Source organism: Alteromonas sp. V450 (assembly GCF_001885075.1).
Classification (GTDB): domain Bacteria; phylum Pseudomonadota; class Gammaproteobacteria; order Enterobacterales; family Alteromonadaceae; genus Alteromonas.
On record NZ_MODU01000004.1, the window covers coordinates 4,229,361 to 4,254,601 of the forward strand.

Below are 25,241 nucleotides of genomic sequence, written 5' to 3' on the forward strand. Positions count from 1 at the left end.
ACTGTAGTGTTGAAAAAAGGATACCCCACATGTGTCAAAACATAGTATTTAACTGCCTTTAGTCGCAAGTAATTCAAAGCATGTGGTAATGTATATCACGAAGAATAAAGACGCACAGAGAAGACGAAAGCTTGTGACAGAAAAATATATTGTGGGGATCGATGGCGGCGGCACGCGATGTCGGGCTGCGTTATACAGCGCCGACGGCCAATGTCTGGGAAGAGGGAGCGGTGGGCCAGCAAATATTATGAGTGATGCCAAACAAGCTCTTGATTCTGCTGTAGAAGCAACGCAACATGCTATCTCAAGTTCAAACCTGTCACTTTCCCTACGCGAGATAAGTATGGCCGCAGGCTTTGCTGGAGCAAATATACCGCACGCTAAACAAGCTTTTCTCGCAATGCCTACACCATTCAAAAAAACGACGGTGATAAGCGATCTTCATGCGGCATGTGTTGGCGCTCACAATGGTAAATCTGGTGCACTCATCATTTGCGGAACAGGCTCATCAGCTACAACGTTTTTTCAGGGAAAGTTTACAGACAAAGGTGGATATGGCGCCATGTTAGGTGATAACGCAAGTGGTGCATGGCTTGGGCTAGCGGCTGTTCGACACGCGCTTCTTGCGCTTGATGATATTACCCCTTCAAGTGACTTGAGTCAGCGAGTTTGTGCCTACTTTAACGTGTCTTCAGGGGCTCAGCTAATTGCTATAGCGGTTGATAAAACCCCGTCTTTTTTTGGACAGCTAGCGCCGACTGTCGCGTTGGCATATCAAGATGGGTGCGAGTTCGCTACCGAGTTGGTGCAACAAGGTGCCGATTACCTCTCTAGGCTGGCGCATACCTTATTGGAGAACGAACCTTCAATGAAATGGAGTCTAGTTGGTGGGCTTGCTGAACTTTATCAACCTTTAATGGCATCATCTTTGTCATCTCAACGGGTGTGCCCGCAGTATGAAGCAGAGTATGGTGCTGTTCTTTACGCCAAAAATAAAGGTGAAGCGTAATGGATATGGTCATTACTGTAGAGAAAGTGCTGCTGGCAAACGGTTGGTCATTTGATCAAACCTTGACGATAGAAAAAGGCCGAATTGTCCGTATTGAGAACGCCACCGATGCGGCGCTAGCTAACAGACTTAACGGAACACTTTTACCGGGCTATTTTGATACGCAGGTCAACGGTGGTGGAGGCGTGCTGTTTAACCATCAGCCTTCGGTAGCCAATATAGAGAAAATAGCGCTGGCACATCTGCAATATGGTACTACCTCGCTGTTACCTACCATTATTACAGACAATGCTAGCGTTATGTCACAAGCGGCAGATGCAATTGCAGAGGCGCTGAGTTCAGGCTCAAGGCATGTTAAAGCCCTAGTCAAAGGGGTACATTTTGAGGGGCCTTTCCTAAGTGTGAAAAAAAAGGGCGTGCACGACGCAAGCTTTATAAGAACACCTAGCGACGAAGAGCTAGCGACGTTATGTAGACAAGATATTGGTAAGGTTTTGTTAACAATAGCACCAGAAACGGTGAGTACTGGTTTTATTCGTGAGATGGTTTCTGAGGGAGTGACCGTAGCTATTGGCCATACTAATGCTAGTTACGAAACCATTCAACAAGCCATTGATGCTGGCGCTACCGGGTTCACCCATTTATATAATGCCATGTCTGCGCTTACGTCACGCGAGCCCGGTGCCGTTGGCGCGGCGTTGTTACATCGCGATAGTTATTGTGGCCTTATTATAGATCATCAACACCTACATCCTAGAAGCGCTGAGCTAGCACTTAAAATAAAAGGTGATGAGCGTGCAATGCTAGTTACCGACGCCATGGCGCATGTAGGAAGTAATATTCAACGACTTTCTTTTTTTGATACTGAAATTATTAGACATGGCGATAAGCTTACCACTGCCGACGGAAAGACGTTGGCGGGGTCTTGTCTTGACATGCATAGTGCGTTACTTAATGCTTATCGAGACTGCAACATTACCCTTGCCAGTGCAAGCAAAATGGCAAGTATCACGCCGGCACGTTTCATGGCATTGTCCGATGATTTTGGGAGTATCGAAGAGGGCAAGTACGCTAATTTTGTGTTGCTCGACGGGCGTGATAACCTCAAAACCGTGTGGTTAGAAGGTGTTGCGACGGTTCACAAATGACATACATAACAGACGATGACAAAGGCGCGCGATGCCTTGGTCATCGTCTAAACGCCTGTTTACGCACTGCCCTTATGTGCCAAAAACTCTTCGTAGTTTCCGTCAAAGTGGTTTAGCTTTTTATCTTTTATTTCGATAATTTGCGTAGCCAGTGACGAAACAAACTCACGATCATGACTAACGAAAATAACCGTGCCGTCAAACTTGTACAGTGCATTGTTCAAGGCTTCAATCGACTCCATGTCCATGTGGTTAGTGGGCTCATCCATTACCAATACGTTGATGTCTTGAAGCATTAGCTTTCCGAACAACAAACGGTTTTTCTCACCCCCTGAGCATACCTGCACGCGCTTGTTGAAGTCGTCAGACGTAAACAGTAAACGTCCCAGCATACCTTTAATTTGTAAGTCGTCGTGTTTAGGGCTGCGCCACTGGCTCATCCATTCAAATATGGTGATATCTTCGGCAAAGTATTTTGCGTTATCCTGTGGAATGTAGCCAATCGCAGCATTTTCAGCCCACTTATAGCTACCTGCGGTGGGTTCAATGTCATTCACCAAACACTTCAAAAGCGTGGTTTTACCGGCACCATTTTCACCAATGATCGCTAAGCGTTGACCTGCCTCTAAAAGTAAATTCGCGTTGTCGAATAACGGAAGATCTGGGTAGCTATGACCTAAATCTTCTAGCGTGATGGCAAGGCGGTGAAGTTTCTTATGCTGCTTAAACACAATATAAGGTTTACGACGGCTAGAGGCTTTTACTTCAGCCAATTCAATTTTCTCTAGTCGGCGTGCGCGCGAAGTGGCTTGTTTCGCTTTCGAGGCGTTAGCAGAGAATCGCGCTACGAAGTTTTGTAGCTCTTCAATTTCTGCTGACTTCTTAGCATTTTCTGCATGAAGCTGCTCTTGCACGAGCATGGCGGCTTGAATGTAATCGTCATAGTTACCTGGATAAACGCGCAGTTCCCCATAGTCGATATCAGCCATGTGGGTACACACGGAGTTAAGGAAGTGTCTGTCGTGCGAAATAATCAGCATGGTCGACTTACGCTTGTTAAGCTCTTCAGCAAGCCAGCTGATGGTGTAGATATCCAAGTTGTTAGTTGGTTCGTCTAAAAGCAGAATGTCGGGCTCGGCAAATAAGGCTTGTGCTAAAAGCACACGCACTTTTTTACCTGGTGCAACTTCTTTCATAAGACCAAAGTGATAGTCTTCTTCAATGCCGGCAGACGTTAGAATTTCACCAGCGCGCGCTTCTGCTGTGTAACCATCCATTTCGGCGAATTGGGTTTCCAAGTCTGCCACGCGCATGCCATCTTCTTCGCTCATTTCAGCCTTGCTGTAAATGGCGTCGCGCTCTTTTTTAACTTCCCATAGTTCACGGTCACCCATGATAACGGTATCGACTACGCTAAACTCTTCAAACGCAAACTGATCCTGACTCAAGATACCTAGCTTTGTGCCTGGCGCCATAGAAACGTTGCCGGACGACGGGGTGAGTTTGCCGCTAAGAATTTTCATAAAGGTAGACTTGCCGCAGCCGTTTGCGCCAATCAGGCCGTATCGGTTGCCGTTGCCGAACTTGGCAGAAATATTTTCAAATAATGGCTTAGAGCCAAACTGCATTGTGATGTTTGCGGTGGTAATCAAAACAGGTATCCAGGGGTAAAACAATAAGAAGAGATAGTAGTGAAAGCAGTTGTCACTTCACTAATATATAAAAGCGCGCGCACTATAAGGAATTGAGGGCTACATGTCGAGGGAATTTTGAACAGTATTCGCGCTGATGTGCTTTTGGCTAAGTTTATCAAGTATAAACTCGATTGCCTGAGGGCTTTTGAATGAGTTATGCGACGAGTTAACAATTGTTGTGTCTTTTGCGTCAGGTAAATATGCGCTGTTATAGCTGACGACAGAGTCAGAAATAGCTGCGCATTCTGTTTCTGAGTGGCAATACAAGGTACTGGTAGAGCCAATAATAGAATAGCTCTCGCCTTCTACAGGAATGTCGGCTAACGCTGTCATCAGCGGGTGATTAGGGCGTAACACTTGGACGCTATCAGGCCCGTAGTTTTGTAAGAAAGGAAGCATAGCCGCGGTTAATCTGCTCACGCCTACTTTGTCGATAAAGTTTTTAAATAGCGCTTTAAAACTAAAAGGGAGTGTGATGAGTGAAGAGCCTAACGATCCTATAAGGCTATTGGCTATTTCTGAGCCTCGATGCGGAGTGTCGAGAAAAAACACCGTATTCTCTTTGTACACGGGATTAAATATAAATATATCTCGCAACATTTCGTCACCTTCAGCGATTAGCGCTTTTGGTGGCTCTGTGAAAGTAGTATCCCACAACGTATTATTTGAATGCGTTGAAATCAGCTTTGCGATTACGCCGCCCATACTATGCCCTATCAATACCGCAGATGAAGAAGCACCTTTCGGTGACGCTATCCGCTGGTTTAGCTTGTTCAGTAATTTGCGAACTCGCATGGCGTTATAGAAAGGGGGAGGGCCTGACGGGTAGTACACGTGCAATATCTGATAATGTTGGGATAATTCTTCGTCATTGAAAATAGCCATTGTGAGATAGCGCCAAATTAACGGGTCTGAATTGAGGCCATGAATCATAATAAGCGGGGTTTTGGCTGAAGAAAGCTCTCCAATACTAAAGACTCCCATTCTCTTTTCAGCGTCTTGTGCATTAGTAAATCCCAGCCAGCTGAAATTATGGATGTCGGCATTTTGTAAAAGGGAAAGGTAAGCGGCAGCAGGGGAGTACCTTTGCATGTATGTGTTGTTTCCAACCAGTATTTCGGTGGGCACATCGACGTGTCGGGCTTGTAAGGATATGTGAATTCTAAGCCCTTTCAATGCAACCGACTCAACTTGAAGGGAGTAAGGCGAGTAAATACCTTCTAGTGGATAGTTGAGGTCAAGGCTACGGCCATTCTGTGCTTGGTTGCTAATTCGAGCCACTGCAGCACCGCCAAGTTCACCAAATACCTTAGGAGAGAGGCGAGCGTCTAAGGCTTCTATTTCTGAAACTAAATCGAGCTCGCTTGGGCCCGAGTAGTTAACCTTAATTAAATTGTCCGTTGTGTGTCTTAGGCGGAATAGCTTGTTTACTGCCAGGTTGTACCCGTCGATCCCTGCGGCACGATGCGCTTCAGAAAGACTGTCTCTTTCTAACAAGGTGATGTAGCAATCGAGCGCAAGTGCGATATCTAGCGTAGTGCTCTGCTCGTACGATGTGCACCGAGCAACCAGTTGTATGTTGTCGAAGTGGCTTAAGTCGGGCAAATAGCCATAGCCATAAGCACTGGCCAAAGACAAAGGGGATACTTTTTTACGCATAAACTTATCTGAACTGCATCCGCTAATACAGCAGATAGTCGCTACCAATACCCAATATATGAAACTCTGCTTGATGCGCATTTCACCCAAACGCTAAAGAAAGTAATAACCTTGATAATGTATTTTATAGCGTGTTTTTATTAGAAATTGCACCTGAAACTTAACGCCGTATGGTATGAGGCGTGAAATAGGCGTTTCGAATCAACTGCTCATTCCACAGAGTGCCCCTTACTGTTTGTTGCTCTTTTTACATTAGCGGCAAGCAAATAATTCCAGCATAAAGAAAATATTACATAACAGTCAGCGCGCGGTGACGCATCAATGCAGTATTAACGACTAAAGCTTTATTCATCACTTTGCGCATAAAGGTTATTTAAATCATTACGTTAAATAGAAAAAATGAAATCTTGTCTATTATAAATAAGGCCATTTTAGTTGGTCTTATTCTTGCTGAATCTATCTACTGAAAATAACCCGCAGCTCGCAAATGCGTCTGCTAAATCAGTGCGAAGTTTTATTTTATTCGTGTTTTGCGTGAGTTAGATAACGTAGACGAGCAATAAAACTGGACATTTTAAAGAGGGAAACATCATGAAATTTTTGAAAAAAATGGCGATTGGTTGCTTTTCGGCAACGGTTTTAATGTCTGGCAGCGTGCATGCAGAAGCTATTAGCTCAGATTCCGTAATGCAAACGCAAGCGGCTCACTACAACAAGCAGCAGTTAATTGACATGGTTAACCGTGCCGACGTGCAGAGTAAGCTGGTAAGCTTAGGTGTAGATAGCAACCAAGCTATTGCCAGAATTAACGGCATGACCGACAGCGAAATTGCGCAATTAAATGATGAAATTAATCAAGCGCCAGCGGGTGGGGTTGTAGGCGCAGTGCTTACCGTACTGGCTATTATCGCAATTTTGGACCTAATTGGTGTAACTGACGTTTACCCATTTATTCGTCCAGTAAACAGCTAACAACATGCTCACAACAGTTAAAAAGGTCTGTGCATTAGCAGGCCTTTCGCTTTTATTTTTGCTTTCTGGCTGTCAGTCAACACCACAAGCGGACAAGCTGAGGCAAGAGGGACTCGCCTCTTTGCCTGAATCTCACACTATTCAATCTGTGCCGTTTATTCCGCAAGAGCAGTATTATTGCGGACCAACCACATTATCTGAGGTGTTTGGATATTACGGTAGAACCACCTCGCCAAACGATATTGCGCCAAAGTTATTCATTCCTAACAAAGAAGGCAGTCTTCAGTTGGAGATGATCACGGCTACTCGCCAGTTTGGCTTTTTGCCCTATAACGAACGAGGAACACTGTCTTCGTTGATGTCTCTGGTTAAAGACGATATTCCAGTTATCGTATTTCAAAACCTCTCCATTCAACTTTTACCGCAATGGCATTATGCCGTTGTCATTGGATTTGATAGCGATAAGGGTACAGTAAAATTACATACTGGTTTAACGGCAAACCATGAAATGTCGCTCGAGTTGTTTGAGCGTACTTGGGCACGCGCAAATTATTGGTATATGGCGCCAGTGCCACCAGGGAAAGCCTCGTCGCATATGAAGCCGTATGGCTATGTCAGCGCTGCATACGACATTCTAAAAGTTAACGATGAAAAGACTGCTTTGGCTTTTTTAGAAACAGCTACGCATCAGTGGCCAGATTACTGGTTGAGCTACTTTTTGTTGGCGAATTACTACATGGAGCAAAACCGTGACGTTGCTATCCAGTGGTTCGAAAAAGGGTTTCATGTTGGAAGTGTTCAGCAAGCATTTGTTCATAATTACGCACTGGCATTAAGTCAAAATGGCGAGCGAGCAAAAGCGCGGTCAATTTTGCAAAGTGGGCTTAAACAATACCCTGATGATAAATTACTCAATGCGCTGAACGACAAACTTAAACAGTAAGTTTTCAAAGCTAACCGCTAGCCACGGCTAATATTGAGCCAAAATGCCCGAATATTGCATGGTTTATTTTTCGTTCAATATATAAGAGGCTTGGCGCTTTATGCCATCGCACATCCACCATATAAATTTTCTCGTACGCGATCTCGACAGAGCAACAAAAGCACTGCGCACTATCTTTTCTTCTTCTCCAATATTCGAGCCTTTGCCTCTTCGCGGCGCGAATACGGCGCGATTTGAACTTGGCGATACTTGGTTTGTATTGGTAAGTCCAACCCATGAAGAAGGGGCTATAGGTCAACTGCTTCAGCAGCAAGGTGAGGGAGTATTCCTTATATCCTTAGGCACAAATAGTATTCAAAGCTCGCTGTTGACTTACCCTCAGCTTGAAGAGACTGGCGAGCCCAGAAATGGACTTGCGAATTGGCGTGTCCAAGATGTCAATGTGGGTTACCCATTCAATGTAATTTTTCAACTCTGCGAGGAAAAAGATATTTCATAATGAAATTCAAGCGTTTCATTGTGAAATAAAAATAGCTGGTTATTTTTAACTCAGTATGGCTACTATGGGTGTTTGAATATTGTACAGTCCCCGTAAAGTCTAGCATTCATTAAATGCGTTATTAAGTTGGCACAACCGGTGCAATGTCGGAGACACCAACAATAATACGTTGCATTTCTTTGCGAGGGATACCTTGGAGAAATGCGATGAAAAACAATGACGTGAATACTGTGAAGCTAGAACAACCTCAACTGCGAATTTTGATCGTTGGCTACAATGAGTTCAGCCAGCTGGTCGCGAGTATTTTGCCAGAGTACTTTGCACAAGCGCAGTTCAAAATCGTTGACTCTATTGTTGGAAATACTCAAGAAATACAGCAGCACATCAGCGAATTTTCACCTGATGTCGTTGTAAGTGCAGGCTCAAATGCGCGGTACTTACAATCGGCATTGTCTATTCCTGTTGTTGCAATGCGTACAACAGAGTGGGATATCTTCGCCGCTTTAGAGAAAGCATCAAGGGTCTCCAGGCATATTCATCTTATTTCATTTGCCTCAGCGTCGTGTGCCGCTGCGTTCGCAGGCGCTCACCTTGGTGTAAGCGTGACCGAACATATCTATCTTACGCCAGACCAAGCCAGAGAGCAGTTCCACATTGCCAGTCAATCTGCAGATGTGGCGGTGGTAGGCGCCAGCCTCGCGTGTGGCCTTGCAAATAGCAAAGGGCTTCCTTCTTTTCTTATTTATTCGGAAAGGTCATGTCGAGCAACTATCAAAGAGGCGATATACCAAGCCCAGCAGGTGCGGTTAAGAGCAAAAGAAAGTGCGTTGGTTTCATGGCTACGTACTAAGTCTCAAACGCCAATTATCATGGTTGATGAAAGTGATGATGCATTAACACTTAATAATGCGGCTAAAGAACATTTGAACTTAAGTGCACAAGCAGAAGTTGATTTAGATGCGCTTATTCATCCAAGCGGCGGTAAGCGCGAAAGTGACGGTGAGTGCGAAATTAACGGCGAAGAGTGGTGGTATCACCTTGATACGTTAACCGACGATAATGCGAGTAAATTTGTTTATCAGCTTTATCGAAAAAAATTACGTAAAAGTACTTCTGCCCCCACCGTGTCACCGCGTCATAAACTGGTATTTAAATCTAAAGAAATCGATGCAGTACTTCAGCAAGTAACGGCCTTCTCTGCTTCACCAAGTAATGTTTTGCTCTTTGGAGAATCTGGCACAGGTAAAGAGCTGGTGGCACGACAAATATATCAAAGAGGACCTTATGCCAAAGGTAAATTTGTCGCGCTAAACTGCAGTGCAATCCCTTCAGAACTCTTTGAAGGCGAGCTATTTGGTCACCAAGATGGTGCGTATACAGGTTCAAAGCGTGGCGGGCGTAAAGGACTCATTGAAGAGGCTGAAAACGGAGCACTATTTCTAGACGAGATTAGTGAACTTGCCCTTGATCAGCAGGCCAAATTACTTCGGTTTTTACAAGAGAGAAGTTATCGCCCTTTAGGCGGTAATCAAGAAAAAAACGTTGATTTAAAACTTATAGCAGCCTCTAACAGATCGCTTTCAGATATGGTGATTAGTGGTGAATTCAGAGAAGACCTTTATTACCGTTTGAACGTTTTTAATATTGCGATCCCCCCGTTACGTGCTCGCCCCGATGACATTTTACACATTGCTAAATATAAACTTACCGAATTGGTATCTCGCTATCAGCTGAACATACCTTGTGAGGCCATTCTGCCTCGTCTAGAACACGCGTTTTTAGCACACGAGTGGCCCGGAAATATTCGTGAACTTGAAAACGTACTTGAGCGCGTTGTTGCTTATCTTCATACCGTCAGTGATATCGAACGCCTAACGCCAGCCTTGCCGCAAATTGCCCCTGAACTCTGTGGCTATAAACATGCTGCGCCGGCACATAAAGGAATAATAAAAACAAAAGAAGAAGAGCTCATCTTAGCAGCGTTAGCTCGCTGGCAAGGTGATAAACGTAAAGCAGCTCAGGACTTAGGAATTAGCCCAACCACATTATGGCGAAGGCTAAAAACGATGAATCACAACAATAATTAGTGTTCGGAGGCAACATGCACACCACGAAAAACAGTTACGTGGCACTACAGGTATCGCTGGCTTTAGCAACAGGAGGCGTATCAGCGACGGCGTTTGGTCAACAAGAGGCGCAAGCTGATACAGAGATGGTGGAAATCATCAGTATTTCTAGGAAACGACCCGAAAGTATCCAAGAAGTGCCTATTGCCGTTACCGCGCTATCGGCGCGAGAGTTGGAAGCCGCTGGTGTAGAGCGTTCGGCTGACTTCGTTAGCTTGATACCGAACGTGAGTATTGTAGATTCTGCTAATGTGGGCGATACACAGGTCAATATTCGCGGCATTATTTCTACTCGCGATGCTGAATCTACTTTTGCGTATGTGGTGGATGGTGTTCTTCAAACTAACCCTAATAGTTTTAACGAAAGCTTAACTGATATAGCCCAAATTGAGGTTCTCAAAGGTCCGCAAGGGGCTTTATACGGCCGTAATGCAGTAGCAGGTGCCATATTAGTAACAACTGAAAAGCCTTCCGACATTGTTGAGGCAAGAATAGAAGGTGGTATTGGTAATAACAATACGCAGCGTTACTCGGGTATGCTTACAGGCCCATTGGCTGACAATGTATTTGGGCGGGTAGTGGTCTCTCACTCTACTACCGATGGATTTTACGAAAATGTTTTTTTGAACCGAGATGACGTCGTAGATTTCCTTGAAGATACGTCGGTCAAAACCCGCCTTATTTGGGAAGCAACCGATGATATCACTTACGATTTTCGTGGCTCATATAGTGAAGTGAGTGGCGGCGCAATAAACTTTAACGCAGTGTTCGCTTTACCCAGTTTTGTAGAAGATTTTGGTCAACAGGCATTTTTTGCTGATGTAAATGATCATGATTTCATATTTGCATTCAATGTTCCGGGTGAAAACGAACAAGAAACTACCGAGCTGTCACTGAAAGTGGACTGGAAAGGCGACGCTTTCGATGTCACCGGTGTTGTTGCTTACAATAATCTAGAAGAGTATTTACTTTCAGATGGCACAAGCGCGTCGTTTTACGGTTACGAGGTTACCGCGCAGTGTCAAGCTGATAGAGCAACCCTTAACAACTTACCTACCGATTTTGGTGGTGCAGGTCGAAGTGACTTATTCGGTGACTTCTTGTCACCATTCGTTGTACTTCCCCCAGGACAGGACTTTCAGGGCGTTTACGGCCCGTATACCGCTACCTCTTGTGATGGTTATCAATTTCAAGAGCGCAGTCAAAGAGACTACAGCGGCGAACTGAGGTTTACATCAAACGATACTGATGCTCCGCTGCAGTGGATTGCAGGTGTTTACATCGCGGATATCGAACGCGATGTGGTTGTTGCGTACGGGGCTGACCTAGGCCAAGGGTTCTTGCGTCAAGCATATGTGCCCGCCGATGGGCCAAACCCTACCGATTTGTTGTTTAACGACACGTTTTCGACCACGGTTTTATCTGGTTTTGGGCAGCTAGAGTATGACATTACACCTGATTGGGAAATTTCCTTTGCACTTAGATACGATAATGAAGCTCGTGAAGTATCTAATAACGTGCCCAATGTTTCAGCGTCTGGTTTCAACGTAAATACCATCGTTAACGGCGTAGTTGGGCCAATCAATCCAGCCTTTAACGCAAACCCTAACGGGGTTCCAGACAGAGAGCAAAGCTTCAGTCAATGGCAGCCGAAACTTACGTTAAGCTATGAAGCTTCAGAGGCAGTGAACCTTTATGCCAGCTATGGTGTAGGTTTTCGAAGCGGTGGGTTTAACTCTATCGGAACCGAAGCAACCTTGGACTTCTGGTTCAATGCAAGCGGTGCAGGTACGCCCGGCGATGCCGTTAACGCAGAGCTTTTAGTGCCTGACAACTATGACAAAGAAGTGACCACAAGCCTAGAGTTTGGAAGTAAAGGCGTCTTCTTGGACAACCGTTTAAAACTCAATGCAGCTGTTTTTCACACCAAAGTTGAAGATAACCAGTTTTTTGAATTTTTTGCTGGTCCGTTCGGTTTACTTCGTGCAGTAACAACCATTGATGAACTAGAAATATCTGGCGTTGAATTGGACGTTGACTATCGTGTAACGGACAGCCTTCGCTTATTTGGTGGCGCAGGGTTTATCGATAGTGAGATTGTAGAGAATAAGCATCGCCCATTATCTGAGGGCAATGAAGCACCACAAACGCCAGACGTATCGTATACGTTGGGCGTATCTTACGACACAGAAGTAACCAATACGCTAATGCTTTCGACTCGCATTGATTATCAGTATGTTGGTGAAACGCATTTCCATACTTTACAGGGTGAACAGACCCCCACTATTTGGGATTTCTTTGGCACCTTGGGTGGCGGTGTTCCTCCTGGCCCTCATTCGCAAGATTTCAGTAACGCCAAACGTGACGCTTACAGCACGGTCAATGCACGAATTACCTTAGCTGCAGAGATGTGGAGTGTAGCGCTGTGGGGCAAAAACTTAACTGACGAGCAGTATCTTCAAGAAGTTATTCCAGCCCCTGAATTTGGTGGCTCGTTTATACACCCGTCTGCGCTACGTGCTTACGGTATTGATTTCACGTTGAACTTTTAAGTTGCTGAATTAATTGTACTTTGCATTTAGGAAGTTTGTATGAATAAACCATTATCAGGTATCACAGTGATTGACCTTACCCATATGCTGTCTGGTCCATACTGTGGAATGATCTTAGCCGATTTAGGCGCTGAGACAATTAAAGTGGAGCCGCTGCAAGGCGAGGGGACCAGAAAGTTGCTAGCCACCGACCCAGACAATTCTTTGGACGGTATGGGTGCCTATTTCATTACCCTGAATCGCAACAAAAAAAGTGTGTGCATTGACCTTAAATCCGATGAAGGGTTACAGGTTTTTTATGAACTCGTTGAAAAGGCTGATGTAGTTGTAAACAACTTTGGCGCCGGCGTACCGTCGCGTTTAAAAATTGATTACGCGCATTTAAGTAAGGTGAACCCCAAAATTATCACCTGCTCAATAACCGGGTTTGGCAGTAATGGCCCCAACTTCAAACGCCCAGCGTTTGATCAAGTAGCCCAAGCCACTGGTGGAGGCATGTCAATTACTGGAACTGATCCTGAACATCCGGTGCGAGCCGGAATACCAATCGGCGACCTCGGAGGCGGCATGTTTGCTGTCATGGGGATTCAAGCCGCCATTATTGAACGTCAGAAAAGTGGGATGGGGCAAGATGTGGATATATCGATGCTTGATTGCCAAATTTCGTTACTTAACTATATGGCAACGATGTACTTTTTATCAAATAAGGATCCGTTTCCCATTGGTAATTCACATTTTGTGCACGTGCCCTACAACACTTACAAAACCGCTGACGGATTTATTGTCATTGCGGTAATCACTGACAATTTTTGGCAAAACTTAAAAACCGTTGTAAACATTGAAGCGTTTGACGTACCCGAGTTTGATACCCAGCCCGGACGATGGGCCAAAAAAGACATGATTGACGAGACGTTAAATACCGCGCTTCAAGCACAAACCTCGGAATATTGGTTAACGCGATTAGAAGCGGCGCGCATTCCTTGTGCACCAGTTAATACGTTCTCTCAAGCGTTAAGTGATGAACAAGTGAAGCACCGAAATATGGTGGTTGAACTGACGTCTGGTGAAGGCAATAAAACGAAAGGGCCTGGCAATCCTATTAAGTTTTCTCGCACAACAGCAGAAGCGTTTACTCCTGCACCTAATATTGGTGAACATACCCAAGACGTATTAACAAATTTAGTGGGCTTGTCGCCGGATACACTGCAACGCCTCTATGATTTGAAGGTGGTGCGCTAATGTCGACGAAAGACAAAATCATTATTAATGACGTGGGGCCAAGAGATGGTTTGCAAAACCAGAAAAAACACCTCTCTGTTGAAGAGCGGTTATCACTCATAAATGCGCTTGTTAACGCGGGGCTTCCCGCTATTGAAGTTGGGGCATTTGTATCACCTAAAGCGGTTCCCGCAATGGCTGGTACCGACGAGATAATGCGTCGCTTATCTCGCAACGACAGCGTGGCTTATTCGGTACTTATCCCGAATGAGCGAGGCTTTCAAATGGGTGTAGAGCTAGATGTTCCTTTAATGTCTTTAGTTGTTGCAGCAAGCTCAACCATGAACGAAAAGAACATTCGAATGAACACAGCGCAAGCACTGTCAATGTCATCTGACGTTCTGACGTCTGCGGTGCAATTTCAGCGAAACGTACAGGCATATGTTGCAACGGCATGGGAGTGCCCGTTTGAAGGGCCAGTAAATAGTGACAGTGTACTTAAGGTAAGTGAAGCGCTGCTTAACGCTGGTGCATCGCACATTGTGATTGCCGATACTATTGGTGCCGCATCTCCTGATGCAGTATTTACCTTGATGCAAACATTAGTCAGTGAGTTTGGCGCCAATAAGCTTTCTTGCCATTTTCACGACACTCGCGCAATGGGCGTAGCCAATGTTTATGCCGCGATAGAAGCCGGTATTCGCCAATTTGACGCATCGATAGCAGGGCTAGGAGGATGCCCTTTTGCACCTGGCGCAACCGGCAATGTTGCCACTGAAGACGTTGTGCTTATGGTTGAGCAAATGGGGTTTGATACTGGAATAACAATGGGCGCTTTACTAGAGGCGGCCAATCTGGCGATAGCATTAACAGGTACAGCACGAGGTGGTCACGCTAAAACCTGGTTAGAACAACAAGAACAGAAAAGGGGATAGAAATGAGTTATCGATTAGGCGTGGACGTGGGGGGAACCTTCACTGACCTGTTATTGATTAACGAGGCATCTGGGGAGACATTTACTGCCAAGGTGCCATCGACACCGCACGACTCATCTGTTGGCGTACTTAATGGCATCGCCAGAATTTGTGAAGAATCGGGCGTTGATGTGACCAATATTGCGCGCGTTATGCACGGGACGACAGTGGCAACAAATGCAGTACTAACCGGTAAAGGTGCAAAAGTTGCGTTAGTCACGACCAAAGGCTACAAACAAGTACTACAAGTTGCCCGCTCATTTTGCCCCGGTGGATTGGGTGGTTGGGTGAGCTATGTGAAAAAGCCCTTGCTTGCGCCCCTTGAGCTTACAGTAGAAGCGAGCGAGCGGATGGGGGCTGATGGTGAAGTTGTGCAGCCACTTGACACTCAGCAGCTTAAAGAGCAGTTACTTGCACTTAAAGCGAAAGGAGGCTTCACTGCGCTAACGATTTCGTTTATCAACGCTTACGTTAATGGCGAAAATGAGCGTGCAGCAAGAACGCTTGCGCAAGATATCTTTCCCGATATGCCTATTTCAATTTCTTCTGATGTTGTGCCTGAGCTACAAGAGTATGAAAGAACAGAAACAACAGTGGTGAACAGCTATGTTCGCCCCGAAGTTGCGAAGTATGTTGATAATCTTTACGCCGCACTTACCGAGAGAATGGGGGAAGATACTCACTTGTCTATTCTGCGATCTGACGGTGGACTCGCATCAGCGCGTTCGGCGGCAGAAAGCCCGGTTAATTTGTTGATGTCAGGACCTGCTGGCGGCGTGGCAGGCGCAATTCACTTCTGTAAGCAGGGCGGTTACCACAATATTCTAACTTTTGATATGGGCGGCACTTCAACCGACGTTGCGCTTATCCAAAACTCCACGGCAAGAGTGCGCAGGGAAACCCGAGTAGGCGACGTGACGGTACGTGCACCTTCTGTAGATGTTCGCACTGTTGGCGCAGGAGGTGGTTCGATTGCCTTTGTACCTGAGTTGACCAAAGCATTGCGTGTGGGGCCCGAATCTGCTGGAGCGAAGCCTGGCCCCGCTGCTTATATGAAAGGGGGAGAGGAGCCAACAGTATGTGACGCCAATGTCGTGCTAGGTTACTTACCTTCCGACGTTCAGCTTGGCGGCAAAATGGCTATTAATAAAGATGCAGCGGTTGCCGCGGTTAAAAAAGTGGCAGATGCAATGGAAATATCGGTAGAAGAAGCCGCTGAAGGAATTATAAAAATCGCCAATGAAGCGATGTTTGGGGCACTGCGCTTAGTGTCGGTGGAGCAGGGGTTTGACCCAAGAGACTTTGCGCTAGTTGGGTTTGGCGGTGCGGGACCTTTGCATGCTAATGCACTGGGTATTTTAACCCAAGCGTGGCCAGCTATTATTCCACCAGGGCCCGGAGTGCTGTGCGCCTATGGCGATGCAACGACGCAGGTAAGAGACGAAGCGTCTCAAACCTTGGTGTCGCTAATTGATAATTTAACCGAAGATAATTTCAAAGACGTTTTAGCTAGCTTAGCGGAAAAAGCGTCTTCAACACTCATGGCAGACGGCATTGCTAAAGAGGATCAGCACATTACGTTTGAAGCGGATGTGCGTTACACCGGTCAAGCTTTCCAGCTTTGTGTTCCCTTTAGTCAGGATGACCTGCACAACCAAGGGCTTGAATTACTTAAACAGCATTTCGATGCCGAGCATACGCAGTTGTTTACTTTCGCGCTTGATGACGGACATGAAATCGTTATGGTACGCGCAATTGCAACCGCTAAAAGTACAGCGTTACCTTCACCTCCGCCAGTAGACAGCCGGTATACACTGGAAGACAGTAAAATAGCAGATAGCGAGATTTACTACGAAGGTGAGTATCACAAAGCTGCTATATACGAGCGCAGTAAGCTTCATGCACAACTTGCCGTTTCAGGCCCTGCCATAATCAGTGAAATGGATTCTACCACCGTCATTTTGCCCGGCTATATCGCCAGCATTGATGATATCGGTAATTTGCTTATCAACCCACAAAGCACGGGTAACTAGGAGGATTTATGAATAATAAAATAAAACAATCGAACACAGCTCCTCTTGCCCGAGTAGAGGTGGATACGGTAACGGTTGACATCATTGAAAATGCGCTGCGTAACGCGCGTGAAGAAATGGACGCCGTATTATTTAGAACGGCAATGAGCCCAGGTATCCGCGAGCAAGGCGACTGTTTTCCCATGATTGCCAACAAAGACGGCAAAATGGTTGTTGGTCAGTTTGGCTCGTTTATTCATGGCTTTTTAAGTGCCTTCGATGGTGAGTTAGAGGAAGGTGACATCATACTCACTAACGATCCATATATGACAAACGCGGCGGTGTCTCACTTACCAGACTGGATAGTATTAGTGCCTATTTTCAAAGACGGAAGACACATTGCGTGGTCAGCCATGTTTGGACATATGTCAGATAATGGCGGCATGGTGCCTGGTTCCATTCCCATTAAAGCGGAAACTATTTTCCAAGAAGGGATACGTATACCGCCAACTAAGTTATACAAAAAAGGCGTACTGCAGGAGGATATACTCGAACTAATCTTACACAATGTACGCACACCTCAATGGAATCGCTTCGATTTAAATGCCTTGGTTGCAGCGTGTAAAACTGCCGCTAAACGGTGTCAGGAAATTGCAGAGCGATTTGGCGACGACACATTCTATTCCACCATGGAAATTATGCTAGAGCGCAACCATACGGCAATGCAGGCCATCATCAATATGATAGTGCCAGAAGAGCCACGGGTGTTTGAAGATTACCTGTGTGATGATGGCGTAGGAATGGGGCCTTACAAAATTCGCTGTAAAATGTGGCGTGAAAACGGAAAAGCTATCTTCGATTTCGATGGCACCGATCCGCAGGCAAAAAGTTCAATTAACTTCTACCTCAATGAAGACATGTTCAAAATGTTTTTTGGCTCTTTCACGATCAACTTGGTAGATCCGCAAATTCTCTTCAATGACGGTTTTTACGATTTAGTAGACGTTAGAATTCCTCAAGGAAGCCTATTAAAACCGAATTATCCTGCTGCGTTGTCGGGAAGAACGCATGCGCTAGGACGTATTTTCGACGTAATGGGCGGGTTACTTGGACAAGGTGCACCAGAAGCAATGAATGCTGCAGGGTTCTCAGACTCTCCACACTTATTCTATTCAGGGTATGACGCCAACGGAGAGTGGTTCCAGCTGTTTCAAATTGGTTTTGGTGGGATCCCTGGAAGACCCGTTGGAGATGGACCTGATGGGCATTCGCTTTGGCCCGGTTTTACCAATGTGCCAAACGAATTTATTGAGGCCTACTTCCCGCTGCGCGTAGAGACATACGAAACCATTCCTGATTCTGGCGGTGCAGGTTTGCACAGGGGCGGGAACGGTTTGTCAGTAGGTTATCGATTCTTGTGTGATGGTGCTATTGCTATACACGATGACAGGTGGCTTACCTATCCGTGGGGCGTAAACGGTGGCTTGCCCGGTAAACGTTCAACAAAGCGTTTGGTGCGCGCCGATGGCAGCGTTGAAATACTGCCTGCTAAATGTGAAGGCATTACCGTTAAGGCCGGTGATTTACTGTATTTCGACACCTGGGGCGGTGGCGGCTGGGGGGACCCATTAGAACGAGACCCGAGTGCGGTAGCCGAGGATGTCGAAAAAGGGCTTGTCACTGAAAGTGGGGCTCGCCGCTACGGCGTGGTTATCCAAAATGGTTTGGTTGATGAGTCTGCCACAGCAGCACTTCGTTCAGAGCTAAGAGAAAGCCGTGGTGAATTACCATTATTTGACAGAGGTGGTTCAATTGAGGAGATAAAGGCGCGGGCGCTTGAAGAAACAGGGTTACCTGCACCTGTGTCTCCATCTTTTCATCCTGTGAGGCAGTAACATGCAGTTAACCACGAGTGATTTGCATACCCAGGGCGTTGAGTTCGGTCAACGTCCAGCGCTTATAGTGGTTGATATGAGCGTGGGTTTTGTGTCTCCTGAAAGCCCCTTAGGGGGCCACTTTAGTTCACAAATACATGCTGCTGCGAAATTAATAGACCATTTCTACGCCAAAGACCTTCCCGTCTTTTTTTCTACCGTAGTATATGACTCGCCTCAGCAGCAGTCGGTGTTTAGAACGCACTTACCTTCACTGGATGTTTTGCAGCGCGGTAGTGAGTGGGTGTCGATAGATCCGCGCTTAACCGTAAGCAGTAAGGCCACGATAATAGAAAAAACAGCACCGAGTGCATTTTTCAACACCGCACTGCAAGAGCAACTTCTTAAGCAACGCATAGACAGCTTGATGGTGTGCGGCCTTACAACCAGCGGATGTGTTAGGGCCACTGTTGTAGATGGACTGTCTTACAACTACCCGGTGTGGGTAGTCGAGCAAGCATGCGGTGATAGAAATGCTGATGCACACGCCGCAAACCTTCACGATATGCACGCCAAATACGCAAAAGTAGTGAGCTTTCACCACGTAGCAGACTACTTCAAAGCACATTCTGTTGCTAAACCACAAAAAGCAGGAGCTGAGTAAAATGGCGAAAACCCTTTACGATAAGCTGTGGGAAAAACACTACGTTACCTCGGTAGATGGTGACGCATTACTTTACATCGACCGACATCTAATTCATGAAGTTACGTCTCCTCAAGCTTTTGACGGCTTAGCTCAAAAAGGCAGAAAGGTAAGACGCCCAGAGTTAACAATTGCCACCATGGATCACAGTATATCTACCCGTTCTGAGCGCTTAGATGCGTGCGGTCCTAAGAATGCCCTTCAACTGCAAACGCTTATTCAAAACTGCAGAAAGAACGATATTGTGTTGTATCCCGTTGGTGACAGCAATCAAGGGATTGTGCATGTGATGGGACCTGAGATGGGCCTGATCCTTCCGGGAATGACCGTAGTGTGTGGCGACTCCCATACGGCCACCCATGGCGCACTTGGAACACTTGCCTTCGGTATAGGTACTTCCGATGTGGAACACGTGCTTGCAACGCAAACAATACGTCAATCGAAAGCAAAAAATATGCGTGTTGAGTTTACAGGAACGTTGCCTGAGGGGGTGTTTGCGAAGGACATGGTGCTAGCCCTTATTCGTAAAATTGGTCACGACGGCGCAACGGGACACGTTATTGAATATTGTGGAGAAGCTATTCGTTCACTGTCTATGGAAGGACGTATGACAATATGCAATATGAGCATAGAAGCCGGCGCTAAGGCTGGAATGGTGGCACCTGATGAAGTTACATTTGCCTACCTAAAAGACAAGCCTTTTTCACCAAGTGGTAAGCAATTTGAAGATGCTAAAGCACAATGGCAACAACTGTTTTCGGATTGTGACGCGACTTTTGATGCAACAGTTTCTATAGATGTTTCATCACTCTCTCCTCACGTTACGTGGGGCACAAATCCTGGTCAAGTTGTTGGCATTGATGAACCTATTCCACTCACACCTGACGAAGGTAATGATAACACTAAACAAATAGCGAAAAAGGCGCTTGATTACATGCGGCTACAGGCGGGTGATACTTTACAAGGTGTAGCTGTCAGCCATGTATTTATTGGGTCTTGCACTAACAGCCGAATTGAAGATCTGAGAGAAGCGGCGAAAATAGCTGAAAAAGGCCGTGTAGTTGAGGGCGTCAAAGCGATTGTTGTACCGGGCTCTGTGCGCGTTAAACAAATTGCTGAAGCAGAAGGGCTCGACAAAATATTCATAAAAGCCGGCTTCGAATGGCGATTGCCGGGGTGTTCAATGTGTTTGGGTATGAATGACGACGTACTACAGGAAGGTGATAGATGCGCTTCTACCAGCAATCGTAATTTTGAGGGGCGACAAGGGCGAGGGGCACTGACTCATCTTGTAAGTCCGGCAATGGCCGCAGGCGCTGCTCTCACCGGCAGCATTACTGACATTAGAAACTTAAAAGAAGCACTACTATGACGCCAATTAACACAGTTAGCTCTATCGCTATTCCCTTTAATCACGACAATGTCGATACAGATCAACTACTGCCTAAACAGTTTTTAACAGAGATATCGCGAAAAGGGTTTGGTAAGCACCTATTGCACGATATACGTTACTTAGATCAGTACGAACAGGTTCCTAATCCAGACTGCGTGCTGAATAAAACTGAATATTCAGGGGCGGAGATTTTTATCGCGGGAGATAATTTTGGATGTGGTTCAAGTCGAGAGCATGCCCCATGGGCACTCGCAGATTTTGGCATTAAAGTGATCATTGCAAAAAGCTTTGCCGACATTTTTTATACTAATTGCTTGAATAACCAAATTCTGCCTGTGGCGTTAGTAGGTCACGCCGTTGATACGCTAGCAAGTGTATGTCAGAGCTTGCCCAGCCAGACTATTACCGTAAATTTACCCAAACAATTAGTAACTTGTGCAAACAATGAGTACCGCTTTAACCTTGCAGCACATCACAAACAGAACCTTATGCTGGGTATCGATAAAATAGGACGAACGTTAATGGAAGAAGGGGCGATTAAAACCTATGAACGTACTTCTGTTGGCAGTATGTAACGAAGTATAAGTGTGACGAAAGGTATACTTTTGGCTAATTAAAACGCTGTGAGTTAACGCTGCCTTATATTTAGACTACTATAAGCAAGACATTAATAGTAGCGGTCAAAAGATGGGTAGACAGAAGTACAGCACCGAACTTAGTTATTCAAATGGTATTTTAACGGCAAGATTATCCGGTATTTTTAACGAGATTAGTGCAGAGCGTTATCGGAAAGATTTGTTTAGTGCGGTAGAGGAACTTGAAGGTGCGCCTTTTGCCTTGTTAGCCGATATAAGTGGTGTTGAAGGCGCAACGCCTGAAGCATTTGACATGGTGAAGTATATCGTGAATCAGCTACCCTCTATGGGCCTGAGTCACAAGGCTTACGTATATAAAGGCGCCGTTATAAAAGGGATAATGTTTCAACGGATCCCCGAGTTGAAAGAATTGGAATATCTGTTTTTCGAAAATTTTGAAGAGGCTTACGCTTTTCTGTTATCGAAAACGTCATCATGACCCATCGCTTTACGATTAATCTTGGTGTAGCGCTTGCCCTGTTGGTGCGACTCTTGCGTAGGTGAAACTCTTATATATACAAAAAGATATTGACCATATTCGGCATTACTAAACGCGTAATCAACGTGGTCTGTTGGCAAAGTTCGAGATTGCCCACTATTACTAAAGGTTTTTTATGGAAGGAGAAAGCTTGGTAGATACACAAAAAATCTATGCAATAGTCGGTCTTCTAGTGGTCGTCGCCGTCCTGTTTTTAGTGAAACGCCTTATTTTGGTGCGTTTTAAAGCCAAAGCACGTTCAGAAACGAGCAGTATGTCCGATATTTATCGGGTTTTAGTGCTGTCTTTCAATGCACCATTTAACTTATTAATATTCATCGTTTTTTTGGTGTTGGTTAAACGCATTATTGTGCTGTTCAGTGCCGATGAAAAGATGGCTGCCGATGTACTTGCCGTGTTTATTGAAGCGGGCCTCATCATTACGGTATTTCTTTTTTTCGAAAGGTTTGTTACCTACACGCTAAAACGTTATCGAGACCAATCAAGTATTGTTAAAAATACCAGCGCCATAGCGGGAGGGGCGGTACGCGCGGTGTTCGCTGTGGTAGCAATATTGATAATATTAAATTCCATGGGGATTTCTGTAACGCCTGTTGTAGCGTCGTTGGGAATAACTTCATTGGCGGTAGCGCTTGCACTTCAACCTACACTGGAAAACTTCTTTTCGGGTATTCAGCTGGTAATGGATAAACCCATTAGAATAGGCGACTTTATTGAGCTGGATTCAGGTGAGCAAGGCTTTGTTGAAAAAATTGGTTGGCGGTCAACGTGGGTAAGAATGTTGCCAAATAACATCGTGATAATGCCTAACAGCAAGTTATCAAACTCAAAGCTGATAAACTATTACTATCCCGAGAGGGAGCTTTCGGTACCGGTAGAAGTGGGAGTACACTACAGTTCAGACCTAGAACATGTTGAGAAAGTGTGTTTAGAGGTGGCGAATGTGGTGTTAAAAGAGCACGAATATGGTGTAGAGTCGTACAAGCCGTTTGTGCTATTTCATACCTTCGACAATTCGAGTATTAATTTAACGGTGATGCTGCGAACACGCGAATATTTCAACCGCTTTTTTATAAAAAGCGCGTTTATAAAACAGTTAAAAAAGCGGTTCGATGAAGAAGGCATCGTTATCCCATTCCCTATTACTGCGGTAAATATGACACAAGAGAGTGCAGAAGAACTTACCAACGCTGGTACAGGTTCAACAACAGTTAAGCGATAATATGTGTTGTCTCAACTGATTGTTTTGCAAACGTTAGTCATGCTATTTGAAACGACTGATTAACTTGCGCCACCACGATATAGGTGAGGCCTCGCGACGTGCTTCGCATTTTGTTTTTTTAGGGCGGCGTGATGCCACCACAGTAACCCCCTTGTGAGTGGCTATTGATTTTCCATCTGTCGTCATTATGCACATGAAATCATCGGGCTTTTCATTATCCATTGTTTATCCGTAGTTGAGTTTCACGTAAAGATTGATAAAAATACCGGTTAGCATAAATAAGAGCAAGCATTGCAAATCTAAGTAGGAGTCATTTATTTGTGAGGTATTTGGCTTAAGGCTTCTCTAAACTTAGTGGGGTTCTCCTGTAGGTAGACAAAAGCAAGCTTATCACTGCTGTTATGTATGCCTTGCCGCATTGACGTTTCATATAGCCAAAACGCAAACACGCATTCTTCTACAAGAATACTTTAAAAAATGGACTGCACGGGGGGGATATGACGACGGAAGTCAGCCGCGAACAACTGAGAAAAGCAAAATTGGGCGTCTGCTTTGTCGCTTTGATTGCCTTAATATTTGTCATCGTATTCTCAATAAATGTATATAAAGGGCTATCTGGCCCAATTACTTCCATAAATTGGATACCCCACCAAGCAACGCTAATAAGTGTCGCTATTGACGAAACGGTTACAAAATCTACTAGCGAAAATCGAAGTCAATATACATTGTACGCGCCCCGGATAATGTATAAATATACCACTGATGGTAACGAGCATATCGGAAGAAAAGTTACCTGGAATGAAATATATGATGACGGTTTTATGCTTCGACTGGCACATGAATTAAAGAGAAAGTTAGCCGCCGCCGAACCAATTGTCGTTTACGTAAACCCACATAACGGGGCAGAATCCATTCTGATTAAAAATGTTATTTGGGAACATATGTCGATGTTGCTCGTTGGTTTTGGTATTTCGTGGGCAGCTTTGCTTTGGTTTGTGTATATCCTCGCTTTTAAATTGAAATACCAGAAATAGTTAGCTTGGATCCAATCGGATACTTCTAAGCTTTACCTTTTTCGAATGATATCGAGAATTCGATAGTGAATGATTTGAGAGAGAAGCAAGGTGTCATCTCCGGTGGTATTAACAAACTGAACAACAACGGTGTCGATATCGGCATAATAACGGGCACGACTCCAGTAACCCAATACCCAGCCATCGTGCTGGTACTTGTAAAGGCCTCGATAAATCTCGGCTTCTTCGTCGGTAAATAAGGAGCCATCATTGAGTGCCCTAACAAATTTTCCTACCGCTTCTGCTGTTGAGATCATTCCTTGGTCAAGATATTTAAAATCATCAGGATATCCAATGTAATAACCACTCATAACCCTATCTTGGTTAACCTCATTGACCGACATATACGTGTCCTCAATACCCAAGGGGAGTAACATTTCTTGTTTAATAAATCTCCCGTAATCGTAACCGAGTACTTTTGTCATGATCCTGTGCAGCAACAGGTAATTGGTATTTGAGTAGTTATAATCTGTGTCTGGCTCAAAATCAGCGGGCTTATCAAGAATCAACGCTAAACCATCGATATTCGATTTGCTCCAGTCAAATTCTTCAACATCAGTAAAATTTGGAATGCCACTTCGGTGTTGGATCATCATGCGAAGCGTAATTTTGTCGGCGTATTGAATACTCTCACTTAATTCCGGCATATACTCAGCGAGTGTTTTGTCCAATGACAGTGTTTTTTTAGCGACAAGTTTTACAACGGCAGACGCATCATAAAGCTTTCCAATACTTGCTATTTTAAACAGTGCACGGGGATCAGCAGGTGTTTTAGTTTTGCGATTGTGAAAACCCTCGGCATAAAACTCAGGCGGCTCGCCGTTCCTATCAACGTATACGATAATTCCATCTAATCGTTCGTCTACGGCATTCGCTAGCTCTTGTTCTATCGTATCTGGCGTAGGTTTTAGGTAATAGAGCCCGAACTCCCACGGCGCGAACACATAAATGCTAGTTGTGGTTAAAACGGCGGCAGTGATAATACGTATAGCCGCTAGTTTAAATTTTTTCACCTTACAGCTCCTAAGCTCTGTCG

Annotated in this window: 21 protein-coding genes; 17 read left to right on the forward strand and 4 right to left on the reverse strand. The window is 45.1% G+C overall.

Translation table 11 applies throughout. The annotated features are described in order from the left end of the window. Positions 1 to 133 precede the first annotated feature (133 nt). The gene (locus BK026_RS18670; protein WP_071817781.1) at positions 134 to 1,009 is read left to right on the forward strand and encodes a BadF/BadG/BcrA/BcrD ATPase family protein; all 876 of its coding nucleotides are present in this window, start codon (positions 134 to 136) and stop codon (positions 1,007 to 1,009) included. After that, positions 1,009 to 2,157 (forward strand): N-acetylglucosamine-6-phosphate deacetylase, encoded by a 1,149-nt coding sequence (gene nagA, locus BK026_RS18675; RefSeq protein ID WP_083575128.1) that lies wholly within the window; start codon positions 1,009 to 1,011, stop codon positions 2,155 to 2,157. The genes BK026_RS18670 and nagA overlap by 1 nt, the downstream gene beginning before the upstream one ends. 59 nt (positions 2,158 to 2,216) lie before the next feature. Here nagA and BK026_RS18680 read toward each other — a convergent pair whose 3' ends face one another. Both BK026_RS18680 and BK026_RS18685 read right to left on the reverse strand, forming a co-directional pair. Beyond that, positions 2,217 to 3,809, reverse strand: coding sequence for an ABC-F family ATPase (locus tag BK026_RS18680; protein WP_071817281.1), 1,593 nt, complete (start codon positions 3,807 to 3,809; stop codon positions 2,217 to 2,219). 99 nt (positions 3,810 to 3,908) lie between these two features. Then, positions 3,909 to 5,510, reverse strand: a complete 1,602-nt coding sequence (locus BK026_RS18685; RefSeq protein ID WP_256253910.1) for a triacylglycerol lipase — start codon at positions 5,508 to 5,510, stop codon at positions 3,909 to 3,911. A 591-nt stretch (positions 5,511 to 6,101) separates the two neighbouring features. On the opposite strand from BK026_RS18685, the gene BK026_RS18690 reads away from it, so the two are divergent. The 14 genes from BK026_RS18690 (at position 6,102) to BK026_RS18755 (ending at position 23,132) form a co-directional block, all read left to right on the forward strand. Continuing rightward, on the forward strand, positions 6,102 to 6,482 hold the full coding sequence (locus BK026_RS18690; RefSeq protein WP_071817283.1) for a PA2779 family protein: 381 nt from the start codon (positions 6,102 to 6,104) through the stop codon (positions 6,480 to 6,482). A gap of 4 nt (positions 6,483 to 6,486) precedes the next feature. Continuing rightward, positions 6,487 to 7,425, forward strand: coding sequence for a PA2778 family cysteine peptidase (locus BK026_RS18695; RefSeq protein ID WP_071817284.1), 939 nt, complete (start codon positions 6,487 to 6,489; stop codon positions 7,423 to 7,425). A 100-nt stretch (positions 7,426 to 7,525) separates the two neighbouring features. Next, complete coding sequence (locus tag BK026_RS18700; RefSeq protein WP_071817285.1) at positions 7,526 to 7,924, forward strand: hypothetical protein; 399 nt, start codon at positions 7,526 to 7,528, stop codon at positions 7,922 to 7,924. A 206-nt stretch (positions 7,925 to 8,130) separates the two neighbouring features. Next, positions 8,131 to 10,011: a sigma 54-interacting transcriptional regulator gene (locus tag BK026_RS18705; RefSeq protein ID WP_071817286.1), complete on the forward strand. Its 1,881-nt coding sequence runs from the start codon at positions 8,131 to 8,133 to the stop codon at positions 10,009 to 10,011. A gap of 14 nt (positions 10,012 to 10,025) precedes the next feature. Further along, on the forward strand, positions 10,026 to 12,602 hold the full coding sequence (locus tag BK026_RS18710; RefSeq protein WP_071817783.1) for a TonB-dependent receptor: 2,577 nt from the start codon (positions 10,026 to 10,028) through the stop codon (positions 12,600 to 12,602). Between the two features lie 39 nt (positions 12,603 to 12,641). Beyond that, positions 12,642 to 13,841 (forward strand): CaiB/BaiF CoA-transferase family protein, encoded by a 1,200-nt coding sequence (locus BK026_RS18715; RefSeq protein WP_071817287.1) that lies wholly within the window; start codon positions 12,642 to 12,644, stop codon positions 13,839 to 13,841. Further along, entirely contained in the window at positions 13,841 to 14,755 is a 915-nt protein-coding gene (locus BK026_RS18720) for a hydroxymethylglutaryl-CoA lyase (RefSeq protein WP_071817288.1), read from the forward strand. Before BK026_RS18715 ends, BK026_RS18720 begins: the two co-directional genes overlap by 1 nt. Positions 14,756 to 14,757: 2 nt before the next feature. After that, positions 14,758 to 16,827, forward strand: a complete 2,070-nt coding sequence (locus BK026_RS18725; protein ID WP_071817289.1) for a hydantoinase/oxoprolinase family protein — start codon at positions 14,758 to 14,760, stop codon at positions 16,825 to 16,827. A gap of 8 nt (positions 16,828 to 16,835) precedes the next feature. Next, positions 16,836 to 18,701, forward strand: coding sequence for a hydantoinase B/oxoprolinase family protein (locus BK026_RS18730; RefSeq protein ID WP_071817290.1), 1,866 nt, complete (start codon positions 16,836 to 16,838; stop codon positions 18,699 to 18,701). Between the two features lies 1 nt (position 18,702). After that, on the forward strand, positions 18,703 to 19,344 hold the full coding sequence (locus tag BK026_RS18735; RefSeq protein ID WP_071817291.1) for an isochorismatase family protein: 642 nt from the start codon (positions 18,703 to 18,705) through the stop codon (positions 19,342 to 19,344). Position 19,345: 1 nt separating this feature from the next. Then, on the forward strand, positions 19,346 to 20,755 hold the full coding sequence (leuC, locus tag BK026_RS18740) for a 3-isopropylmalate dehydratase large subunit (RefSeq protein ID WP_071817292.1): 1,410 nt from the start codon (positions 19,346 to 19,348) through the stop codon (positions 20,753 to 20,755). After that, entirely contained in the window at positions 20,752 to 21,351 is a 600-nt protein-coding gene (gene leuD / locus BK026_RS18745; protein WP_071817293.1) for a 3-isopropylmalate dehydratase small subunit, read from the forward strand. The genes leuC and leuD overlap by 4 nt, the downstream gene beginning before the upstream one ends. 112 nt (positions 21,352 to 21,463) lie before the next feature. After that, the gene (locus BK026_RS18750; RefSeq protein ID WP_071817294.1) at positions 21,464 to 21,850 is read left to right on the forward strand and encodes a hypothetical protein; all 387 of its coding nucleotides are present in this window, start codon (positions 21,464 to 21,466) and stop codon (positions 21,848 to 21,850) included. A 175-nt stretch (positions 21,851 to 22,025) separates the two neighbouring features. Further along, positions 22,026 to 23,132 carry a mechanosensitive ion channel family protein gene (locus BK026_RS18755; RefSeq protein WP_071817295.1) on the forward strand — a complete coding sequence of 369 codons (1,107 nt, stop codon included), beginning with the start codon at positions 22,026 to 22,028 and terminating at the stop codon, positions 23,130 to 23,132. A gap of 42 nt (positions 23,133 to 23,174) precedes the next feature. Here BK026_RS18755 and BK026_RS18760 read toward each other — a convergent pair whose 3' ends face one another. After that, a complete protein-coding gene (locus BK026_RS18760) occupies positions 23,175 to 23,354 on the reverse strand; it encodes a hypothetical protein (RefSeq protein ID WP_071817296.1) in 180 nt (59 codons plus the stop codon). Between the two features lie 275 nt (positions 23,355 to 23,629). On the opposite strand from BK026_RS18760, the gene BK026_RS18765 reads away from it, so the two are divergent. Next, complete coding sequence (locus BK026_RS18765) at positions 23,630 to 24,166, forward strand: DUF3592 domain-containing protein (protein WP_071817297.1); 537 nt, start codon at positions 23,630 to 23,632, stop codon at positions 24,164 to 24,166. A gap of 32 nt (positions 24,167 to 24,198) precedes the next feature. Here BK026_RS18765 and BK026_RS18770 read toward each other — a convergent pair whose 3' ends face one another. After that, the gene (locus tag BK026_RS18770) at positions 24,199 to 25,218 is read right to left on the reverse strand and encodes a serine hydrolase (protein WP_083575130.1); all 1,020 of its coding nucleotides are present in this window, start codon (positions 25,216 to 25,218) and stop codon (positions 24,199 to 24,201) included. Between the last annotated feature and the right edge of the window lie 23 nt (positions 25,219 to 25,241).